This is a genomic window from Enterococcus sp. ARL09-542, from assembly GCF_005234805.1.
GTDB lineage: Bacteria > Bacillota > Bacilli > Lactobacillales > Enterococcaceae > Enterococcus_D > Enterococcus_D gallinarum.
Map to the genome: position 1 here is coordinate 219,737 of NZ_QPQX01000005.1, position 9,661 is coordinate 229,397.

The following is a 9,661-nucleotide window of genomic DNA, read 5'->3' on the forward strand; positions in this document are numbered from 1 at the left end:
ATATAATAAAAATATTTTAATTTATAGTATTAAGGACAATTCCACAGAGGTATTTATAGGTTTGTCTTCTATCAAATAACTCATTACCTAACCTACGATTATTACTCCCCCATTTCGAAATTAACTCTCTATGACTAATGATTTTTTTAAGACTTTTGGCTATCTGATTGCTATCATTAATAGTATTAATTCCAATCTGGTAATCTTTTACTAAGGTTCTATACTCAATATTTTCTTGTGTATTGATAACTGGTAATGATGCAGCAGCATAATCTCCAACTTTATTAATAATGCTTTGTGCCGCTCCATCTCGTATTGGATTAATAGCAACATCCATTTCTCCAAGATTACCTACTAAATCATTATAGGGTAGTCTACCATGAAAAAAAACAACATCTGTTAAACATAATTTTACAACTTTATCTTCAAATGTTTTTCTTAGGGGACCATCACCAAAAATATGAAATTCAAATTCTATTTTCAAATCTTTAATTTGTTTGAAAGCCTCGAAGACTTGGGATAAATCATAACTGTGTCCTAATGTTCCTACATAAGTAAATCTTATAATATTTTCTTTACTGTTTTTTTTATTAAAATACTTATCGAAGTCTTTGAAGTCCGATCCCAGATATATCACATCAGTCTTAACATCATTCTTTCTATATCTGTCAATTATTTCTGCGTAAGTATTTGATACTGCAATTGTGCGTGTCGCTTTCGAATATATATTCCGTGATAACCTCTTGGAGTTAAAGAACAATATGTCATTAACAATTTTAGGAAAAGGACTAACCATTTCAAATGCATCTGGCCAAATATCTTGTACATCTGCGATGGTATTAATCTTGTTCTTTCTAGCAAAATTTACAACTTTATTTCCATACTCTAACGAAGGAACTGAAAAATAGATCACATCCGGTAAATTTCCATTTTTCTTCATACTTTTCAGATATTTAGACACGCTCTTAGCAAACACTTTATTTGATAAAGTTCTTTTAAGAGAAACATTTTTTTTATATCCCAATTCCGATAAGAAAGTAATCTTAATTGCTTTCTTATCAATAAAAATTTTTTTTTCATTTTCTAATCGAAAAACTTTTTTAGCATGTAAAAAATTTGATGTAACTATCTCAATCTCAACATTTCCTTCAGCTAATAATTTCTTAGCCAGATACATGAATCGAGAGTTTCCACCTTCTTCATCTAAAATTAGATAGTTAACAATGAAGAGTATTTTTTTCACTTTAATCCTCCCTATTTTTTTTTCTATATGCTGGGAAGAAATCATTTTCCTTAGTTGTACCCATCACCGTACAAAATTCATCATACTTCTCTTGGTTCCAAATTTTGGTTCCTAAACAAAAATTGAACTGAGTACGTTGACCAAACCGTTCTTTGAATTCCCTCAAACTATCTTCAGTAGAAGAAGTTTTTCCTCCACCGTAATGAATAATACTATAACCATTTTCTTTACCATATTCTAGAAATGCTTGTTTCAATATATAGGCTGGAGAAAATTTCAAAAATTCGGTCAGCGTTCCTGAAAGATGTGTATGTAGATACTTGCCATATCTAAAATAGAGACCCATTCCAATTAATTCACTTTTTTCATTACTATCAAGAAATATTTTCACAGTAACTAAATTATCAGGAAAATATTCGATTAATTTATTAAAATACTCATCGTCAAAATAATACTCATCCATCGCAGATTTTCTATCCATAGTCGAATAATATATTTTTTTAAAATCGTTTAAGTTTTTAGGATGTTCATCATATACATAATGAATTGGATATTTTTTTAGGAGTTTATTAATTTTCTTTTTTGCGGAATTTGAAAAATCATAAGCTATAGGATCATTTTGAGTTAAATCAGTTCCAAATGTAGTTCTATCAACTTTTATTTGATATATACTATTAAAATCTTCCGCATTTCTTACAATGGGATGAAACCTGACAAATTCCGAAACAATATTATTATCATCCGCATAATTTCTGAAGGCTTTGTTGTAGGACTCAATTAATTTTTCCTTATATGAAGGAGAGTTTAGTGACTCGATTATAGGGCCTCCATATCCGTACGGAGTAATTATGTCATAAAATTTATCTTGAGAATCATTCAATTGTATGGGAATAATACGTTTTATAAACTTGTTAGTTACACAACCATATTCATTTTTTAAAACAAACTTTTCGAATATCTCGCTTGGTTTCTTTTCATAAAGCCTACCATAATTGTCTTCAAAATAAATATCCAGCACTATTTATCACCGCATCTTTCCATATTTCGACGTTCTTCATCAAAATCGATCACTTTTCGATCATTTCCCATCACTATATCTTCTCTTTTTAAAACTTTTCTAATTGTCAATATAATAATTTTTAAATCATTAATAAAAGAAATGTTTTCAACATAAGCTACATCATATTCTAATCTCAGATTCCAGTTTACAGTATTTCTTCCGTTGACTTGAGCAAGCCCTGTTAAACCAGGACGAACTTGATGCCGTTTCTTTTCAGTTTTCGAGTAATAAGGCAAATATTGAACTCTAAGTGGTCGAGGTCCTACTATTGACATTTCTCCAATAAATATATTATATAACTCAGGTAATTCATCTAAACTCGTTAATCTCAAAAATTTACCAAATGATGTAAGTCTATAATTATCATCCAATAATCTACCCAAATTGTCTCTTTCATCAGTCATCGTTCTAAACTTGTAAAGTTTAAAGATTTTTTCATTTTTTCCAGGTCTCTCTTGCTTAAAAATCACTGGACTACCCAATTTTACTCTTACCAAAAATGCAATAATCAGAATTGGAATACCTAAAATTACTAATCCTAATCCTGAAATAACTAAATCGAGAAATCTCTTAACATATTTTTCATACATAAATTATTCACCTAGCCAACATTTGTTATATTATCAATCATAAATTTCATATCTGCAACAGAATATCTTTGATCACAAACCAATGATATTTCATTTTCCCAAATGTTACTTGTACCTGATAAATGAATCGGCCAATGGGTTGGAAGATATACTCCTTTCCTTGATAGCTTGTTTTTTAATTTAGACAGATCACCATGGAATTTATAAGGAAGAAACAGAGGAACATCCATATTTTTATAATCAAACATTGGTTCAAAACGAGAATCCTTGAAATTGGTAACAATAACCTTTGCGTTTTCCCTTCTAATTTTAATCAGATTGTCGAAATCAACTTGATTCCAAAAATTTAGCGACCTATTATCAATTTTATATCTCCAATCAAAATTGCTTAAAGATCTATTAAATAGCGCATTCATTTCATATAATTCTCTCTGATTCGTTAAATAATTATTCTTACTTTTCTCTAACATATACTGCCATTGCTTACTCACAATTTCATTACTATCTTTGTAAGGAATAACCAAAAACCTACCATTATTTTTTCTTGCTTCTCCCCCAGAAGCAACTGCACACCACTTTCTTAAACTAGCTATTTGGTAATCTGCTAATATATCCCCATGTTTAGTTCTAAAATAGGAGTGAGTAATGTCTTCAATTAAAATAACATTTCTTTCAATTAAAGAACACAGCATGCTCTCTATGTAATCCTCATTGCCTAAAGAAAAGCCAAAATAGGACATAAAGACAAACATATCCCCAGAATTAATTATAGATGTGTCAAGTTTTCCAACATGAAGCTTTTGTTTGCTGTCATAATTTACTTTATAAAAAAATATGTTGATATCTTTTTCAATAAAAGGTTGTAGCATTGTCAAGCAACAATAATCAGGGAAAAAAACGCGTTTTGGATAATGTCCATGCATGCGAAAATAATCCTCTAAAACCAACTGATATGCAGCTCTTCCTGATAGGGTATACTCTACGTTATCACTTTTTTTCCCCGTAGGTTCACTAAACGAAAATAAATCAGCTTTTTTTTCTAAAGCAAAAAAACCACCAATATCATTATACTGCATCATTTACTTATATGTCTTTCATTAAATTTAGTGAAATGTACTACATCGTGATAATTTCCATTTTTGAAAACCCTTGATTTACTTATTCCTTCTTGGACAAACCCCAGTTTTTGAAACAAACCTTTAGATTCATGATTATTATCTAAAATATTCGCATAAACTAAATGTAAGTTAAATTCATCAAATAGATAGTCGCAAAAAATTTGCATTGCTTTATATGCGATTCCTTTACGTCTAGGCGCGTCTTCATCGAGCTTAATATGGACATTTGCATTGCTATTTTTCAAATCGATATTGGTGGCTCCTATAAGACCTACTTTTATTCCATCCCACTCGATAATCAATTTGACATCTTTAAAAGTATTCTGAAAAGTATTATGCCATTCAACTTGACTATTATGAGAATGGGGGAAAGACCAGCCTAAAACTTTGCTTTCAATACTACGACTGTTGATCATTTTCAATAGAAATGTATTATCTTCATTCTCAATAGCCCTCAATGTAATTGTAACATCGCAAATGTTCATACATTTTCACCATCTTTTATAAATATTTCTTTAATTACCTGAGTTACTCTGCGCAAATCCTTATCCGTCATTTTTGAATCAGAGGGTAAGCAAACGCCTGTTTCGAATAAATTTTTTGCCACGTTGTTACCAATAAAATCGTATTTTTCAAAAACTGGTTGCAAATGCATCGGTTTCCAAACTGGTCTTGATTCTATATTTTCTTTTTCTAATTTGTCCATCAATTTGTTAGGATCCATGTCTTTTAAAACAATTACGGATAACCAATAATTGGGTTCGTTCCAATTATTTTCAGGCATGAAAGAAATTTGAGATATACCACTCAATTCTTGTTTATAGAAGTCATGGATATATCTTTTTTTGACAATTCGATCATTCAAGACTTTTAACTGACCACGACCAATACCAGCCACAATATTGCTCATTCGATAGTTATATCCAACTTCACTATGTTGATAATGTCTAGCTTTATCTCTGGCTTGTGTTGCCCAAAAACGTACTTTGTCAATACGTTCTTCATTCTTCGAGACAAGCATTCCTCCGCCAGAGGTTGTAATGATTTTATTTCCATTAAATGAAAAAATACCGTAGTCACCAAAAGTTCCAGTGTATTTTCCTTTATATGTCGTCCCTAAAGACTCAGCGGCATCTTCAATCAACGGTATATTATACTCTTTGCAAATTGAAATAATTTCATCAAGTTTGGCCGATAACCCATACAAATGTACTACAATAACAGCTTTAGCACTTGGATATTTTTCTAAAGCCATTCTTAGAAGCTCCGGATCCATATTCCATGAGTTTTTTTCGCTATCAACAAAAACGGGTGTAGCGCCTTGGTAAATAATTGGATTTACTGTAGCTGAAAAAGTTAGTGATTGACAAATAACAATATCCCCTCTCTCTATTCCAACTGCTCTCAATGCCATATGAATAGCAGAAGTACCCGAAACCAAGGCCGCCGCATGTCCCTCACCTAAAAAATCTACTAATTCGTTTTCGAATCCAGTCACATTTGCCCCTAGAGGAGCAATCCAGTTAGTATCGAAAGCTTGCTTTACAAACTCTTGTTCATAGCCTTCATCACTCATGTGTGGAGAAGACAATAAAATCCTCTTATTTCTCAATTCACAATCCTACTTTCTATTTATTTGAAGCATTGGCAAAAGCAACAACATCTTTTGCTAGCTGTTTGTCATCATCAGATAATTGTTCAACAAATTCCATGACTTCTGCTATTGAATAGCCAGTGATATTGCCAACAAAAATTTTCTCAAACACGGCTTCATCGTTTCGTTCTTTATCTAATAGCAGTTCTTCATAGAGTTTTTCCCCAGGACGAATCCCGGTCTCAATAATTTCTATCTCATCTTCACTATAGCCACTCAATCGAATCATATTTTTTGCCAAATCAATGATTTTGACTGGCTCACTCATATCTAGAATAAAGATTTCTCCACCTTTAGCCAAAGCTCCTGATTGAATTACCAATCGGCTGGCTTCCGGAATGGTCATAAAATAGCGCGTCATGCGAAAATCCGTGATGGTAATTGGTCCGCCATTTGCGATTTGTTCCCTGAACACGGGAATCACACTTCCTCTAGAACCTAACACATTCCCAAAGCGGACAGCCGAAAATTTCGTACATCCTGCTTCATTTAATCCGGTAACGATCATTTCGGCGATTCGTTTCGTCGCTCCCATGACATTCGGAGGATTATTTGCTTTGTCAGTTGAAACCATGACAAAGTTTTTGACTTTAGCTGCTTTAGCCGCTTCAGCGACATTTTTAGTTCCGTAGACGTTGTTTTTAACGGCTTCTCTTGGATTGTACTCCATCAATGGCACATGTTTATGGGCCGCAGCATGGTAGACAATTTCTGGTTGATAATGTTCCATGATTGCAAAGATTTTCTTACGGTCTTGGATGTCTGCGATAATAGGCACAATTTCTGTTATATTTTCTTGATAATTGTTTCTTAATTCGCGATCAATCAAGTAAATCGAGTTTTCTCCATGACCTAACAGCAATAGTCTTCGGGGATTGAAACGGATGACTTGACGACAAATTTCTGAACCGATTGATCCCCCGGCGCCTGTCACGAGGATCGTTTTTCCTGTGATTTGATCTTTAATGGCATCAATATCCAACTGAACTTCATCTCGCCCTAATAAGTCAACCACATCGATTTCTTTTAAACGAGAGAGATTGATTTTTCCTGAAGCGACTTCCTCCATAGATGGCATACTGTTTACTTTCACATGCAATGGCTCGATCAATTCAAAGATCTCACGCAGTTTTTTGCGGGAAAGCGAAGGAATCGCGATAGTTATCATAGCAATTTCATACTTATCAACTAGTTCTGGCAAGTCTTTGATAGAGCCAAGCACTTTCTTACCAGAAAGATAGGTATGTCTTTTATTGGGATCATCATCAATGAACCCAACGACATTGATATCCCCGGCAGTCTTTGATCCTAACAAGCTATTATAGAGAATTCGGCCACCCTCGCCTGCTCCTAGAATTAAGGTGTTCTTTACTTCTTCACTAGGTATGCAACGGCTGTTTTTCTTCTCGATGTACAAGCGCCAAACTAATCGACTAGCAATGATAAAGAACATCGAAAGAAAGTACGTAGAGATCACCAGACGCATACTATAATTTTCCTTACTGAAAAAAAGAAGAAGAATCGTTGTAATTGAACTTAATGTCAGCGCTAAAAAGATAGCAATCATTTCTCGCAGATTCGTGTAACGATTAATTCTGGAAAAGACACGAAAAATCCAGCCAAATAGCCAGTATAAGACAATTGAAAGAACAATTGAAATTTGCATAAAATCCATCGGAATCAAAACAAATGGTTTCATAAAATAATACGAAGCAATATTGGCAAAAACCAATAATATGCTGTCCACTAGAATCAACGTGGCTATTTTTCTTCTTCTTGTTAATTCAAACACCTCAAAAGCCCCCTAAAATAACCCAAACTTTTTCTTTTTTATTGTTGTGTATTCTGGATAATCGATTTGATCCCCATTTATCAAATCTTTCGCCACTTGTTGCATTAAAGTTACTTTGTTTGGTTCAAAATCTTTGGCGATCTGCTCATACGCTTCCTTCATATAAAAAGTCCGTTTATTGACTCCATGAGCATCTGACGCTACCATCTGAACCAAATTGTGTTCAACCATTATTTTCGCTGTTTTTTGAATGTCTTTCCCAAAGACTCCCATATAGCTTGGAGCTGTCAATTGTGCTAAGCATCCCATGTCTAGGAATGGAAGCAAATTATTCGGATCTTTTCTAAAATAGGCATTTCGCTCTGGATGTACGATGACTGGTGTTTTGCCAAGGCTCTTTAGTTCAAATAAGACTTGTTCGGAATATGTTGGTACTTCCATGGTAGGAAATTCTATCAAAATATACGTATCGTCCAGATCCGTAAATAAAATCTCATCATTACGAATATCCTCAATTAAATCTCCTGTTATCCGTACCTCTTGTCCTTCTAATACGGTCAAGGGCAAATTTCGCTGGTCTAATTCTGATTGCAAAGAAGAGACCAACGAAATAACGTCAGATTTTGGATTGTGATATTTCCCGTTGTTGTGATGTGGCGTACACAGGATGTGAGTGATTCCTTGACTAATGGCTTTTTCTGCCATCGCAATACTTGCTTCCATCGTTTCGGCACCATCATCGATACCAGGTAAAATATGACAATGTAAATCAATCATTTCGTTCGTCTCCTAATTCATTAATTCCCGTAATAATAGTAATAGCCTGAATCTTTGTTATTCTCTGCTCCGTTGTAGACTACCCCTAATACGCGAGCTTGCACCATATTCAATAATTCTTTTGCCTTTGTTAATGGCTCTTTGCGGGAAACATTTTCGCGCACAACGAGAATCGTCCCATCCGCTTTGGACGCCATGATCTGGGCGTCCGTTACTGCCACTACTGGCGGCATATCAAAAATCACGATGTCATAGAGTTTCTTTGCTTCCGCCATCACTTGGTTCATTCTAGATGATCCCAATAATTCCGAAGGGTTTGGTGGTTTAGGACCACTTGGTAAAATGGAGAGATTGTCGATCACTGTTTGTTGGGCTGCCTCAGCTAGATTCGTTGAAGTGCTCAAAACTGTACTAACGCCCACATTATTCAGTAAATTAAACGTTTTGTGGACGGTGGGTTTCCGCATATCTGCATCCACTAACAATACTCGTTGTCCTGATTTTGCAAAAACTACTGCTAAGTTCGCAGATGTGGTCGATTTGCCTTCGCCTGGTCCCGAAGAAGTGACGACTAATGTTTTTATTTGTTGATCCGCTGAAGACGCAAATTGAATATTGGTTCGAATCGTCCGATATTGTTCTGAAATAGGAGAAGAAGGATCCACTAAAGTGATCAGACTTACTGCATGGGTTTGGATCCCTTTACGTTCTTGTTGTTTAGCCATGTCTCTTCCTCCTATACTCTCGAACGGCTGCGACGAGATTCCGTCGTTTTGTCATTCGTTGGTTTCTTCAAAGTTGGTCTTGTTGGTTTCTTTTGGATCGTCGCATTTAATTCTTTTTGCGACATTTGAGGTACAGTCCCTAAAATCGTATAGCCAATCGTATCGGTAACAAATTTGTCGTCTTTTACGGTACGATCTAATAATTCAAATAAGAAAGCAAGTCCGACACCGACCATCAGCCCCAGCACTAATCCAATAGCCAAATTTAATTTATTATTTGGCGATACCGGTGATGTGCTGGCAACAGCACTTGAAATGATGGAAATTTTGTCCACATTCATGACGTCTTTGGCATTTTCCTGAAAGACTAGTGCTGTGGTGTTGGCAATTTTTTGTGCGGTTACAGCATTTGGATTGGTTGCTTGGATCGAAAACATTTGGGAATTTTGTGACTGATTGACGGCAATCGCATCTTTGATCTCTCCAGCCGTCATTTTGACATTGCTTTCTGATTCCAGACGATCTTTGACTTCGTTCAATACTAAGTCACTGACGATCATGTCTTTATACGTATTGATCATTTGCAGATTGGGGTTCTGTTGCAAAGTTTTAAATCTACTATCAAATAAGGTAGAATAATAGAAAAAGATAGCAGGAGGAATGACGATGAATCATTTTAAAGGAAAGCAATTTCAGCAGGAT

At 34.6% G+C, this 9,661-nt stretch carries 9 protein-coding genes and 1 pseudogene; all 10 read right to left on the minus strand.

Features of this window, described 5'->3' with window-relative positions:
• Nucleotides 1-16: 16 nt before the first annotated feature.
• Entirely contained in the window at nucleotides 17-1,243 is a 1,227-nt protein-coding gene (locus tag DVW06_RS07975) for a glycosyltransferase (protein WP_029486621.1), read from the minus strand.
• A gap of 1 nt (nucleotide 1,244) precedes the next feature.
• A complete protein-coding gene (locus tag DVW06_RS07980; protein ID WP_029486620.1) occupies nucleotides 1,245-2,261 on the minus strand; it encodes a GNAT family N-acetyltransferase in 1,017 nt (338 codons plus the stop codon).
• Nucleotides 2,261-2,893, minus strand: a complete 633-nt coding sequence (locus DVW06_RS07985; RefSeq protein WP_029486619.1) for a sugar transferase — start codon at nucleotides 2,891-2,893, stop codon at nucleotides 2,261-2,263. The genes DVW06_RS07980 and DVW06_RS07985 overlap by 1 nt, the downstream gene beginning before the upstream one ends.
• An 11-nt stretch (nucleotides 2,894-2,904) precedes the next feature.
• Nucleotides 2,905-3,969, minus strand: a complete 1,065-nt coding sequence (locus DVW06_RS07990; protein WP_238696173.1) for a hypothetical protein — start codon at nucleotides 3,967-3,969, stop codon at nucleotides 2,905-2,907.
• On the minus strand, nucleotides 3,969-4,496 hold the full coding sequence (locus tag DVW06_RS07995; RefSeq protein ID WP_029486617.1) for a GNAT family N-acetyltransferase: 528 nt from the start codon (nucleotides 4,494-4,496) through the stop codon (nucleotides 3,969-3,971). The genes DVW06_RS07990 and DVW06_RS07995 overlap by 1 nt, the downstream gene beginning before the upstream one ends.
• Nucleotides 4,493-5,623, minus strand: a complete 1,131-nt coding sequence (locus tag DVW06_RS08000; RefSeq protein ID WP_029486616.1) for a DegT/DnrJ/EryC1/StrS family aminotransferase — start codon at nucleotides 5,621-5,623, stop codon at nucleotides 4,493-4,495. The genes DVW06_RS07995 and DVW06_RS08000 overlap by 4 nt, the downstream gene beginning before the upstream one ends.
• A gap of 16 nt (nucleotides 5,624-5,639) precedes the next feature.
• On the minus strand, nucleotides 5,640-7,457 hold the full coding sequence (locus tag DVW06_RS08005; protein WP_117474408.1) for a polysaccharide biosynthesis protein: 1,818 nt from the start codon (nucleotides 7,455-7,457) through the stop codon (nucleotides 5,640-5,642).
• 12 nt (nucleotides 7,458-7,469) lie between these two features.
• Nucleotides 7,470-8,234, minus strand: coding sequence for a tyrosine-protein phosphatase (locus DVW06_RS08010; protein WP_029486614.1), 765 nt, complete (start codon nucleotides 8,232-8,234; stop codon nucleotides 7,470-7,472).
• Between the two features lie 20 nt (nucleotides 8,235-8,254).
• Nucleotides 8,255-8,959 (minus strand): CpsD/CapB family tyrosine-protein kinase, encoded by a 705-nt coding sequence (locus DVW06_RS08015; protein ID WP_029486613.1) that lies wholly within the window; start codon nucleotides 8,957-8,959, stop codon nucleotides 8,255-8,257.
• Nucleotides 8,960-8,970: 11 nt separating this feature from the next.
• Nucleotides 8,971-9,555 (minus strand): annotated as a pseudogene (locus DVW06_RS08020) (YveK family protein); the annotation flags it as partial.
• Nucleotides 9,556-9,661: the final 106 nt, after the last annotated feature.

Bases quoted from the DNA above. Each gene is read 5' to 3' on its own strand.
- DVW06_RS07995 (WP_029486617.1), bottom strand. From the start codon at position 4,496: ATGAACATTTGCGATGTTACAATTACATTGAGGGCTATTGAGAATGAA.
- DVW06_RS08015 (WP_029486613.1), bottom strand. From the start codon at position 8,959: ATGGCTAAACAACAAGAACGTAAAGGGATCCAAACCCATGCAGTAAGT.
- DVW06_RS07990 (WP_238696173.1), bottom strand. From the start codon at position 3,969: ATGCAGTATAATGATATTGGTGGTTTTTTTGCTTTAGAAAAAAAAGCT.
- DVW06_RS07985 (WP_029486619.1), bottom strand. From the start codon at position 2,893: ATGTATGAAAAATATGTTAAGAGATTTCTCGATTTAGTTATTTCAGGA.
- DVW06_RS08010 (WP_029486614.1), bottom strand. From the start codon at position 8,234: ATGATTGATTTACATTGTCATATTTTACCTGGTATCGATGATGGTGCC.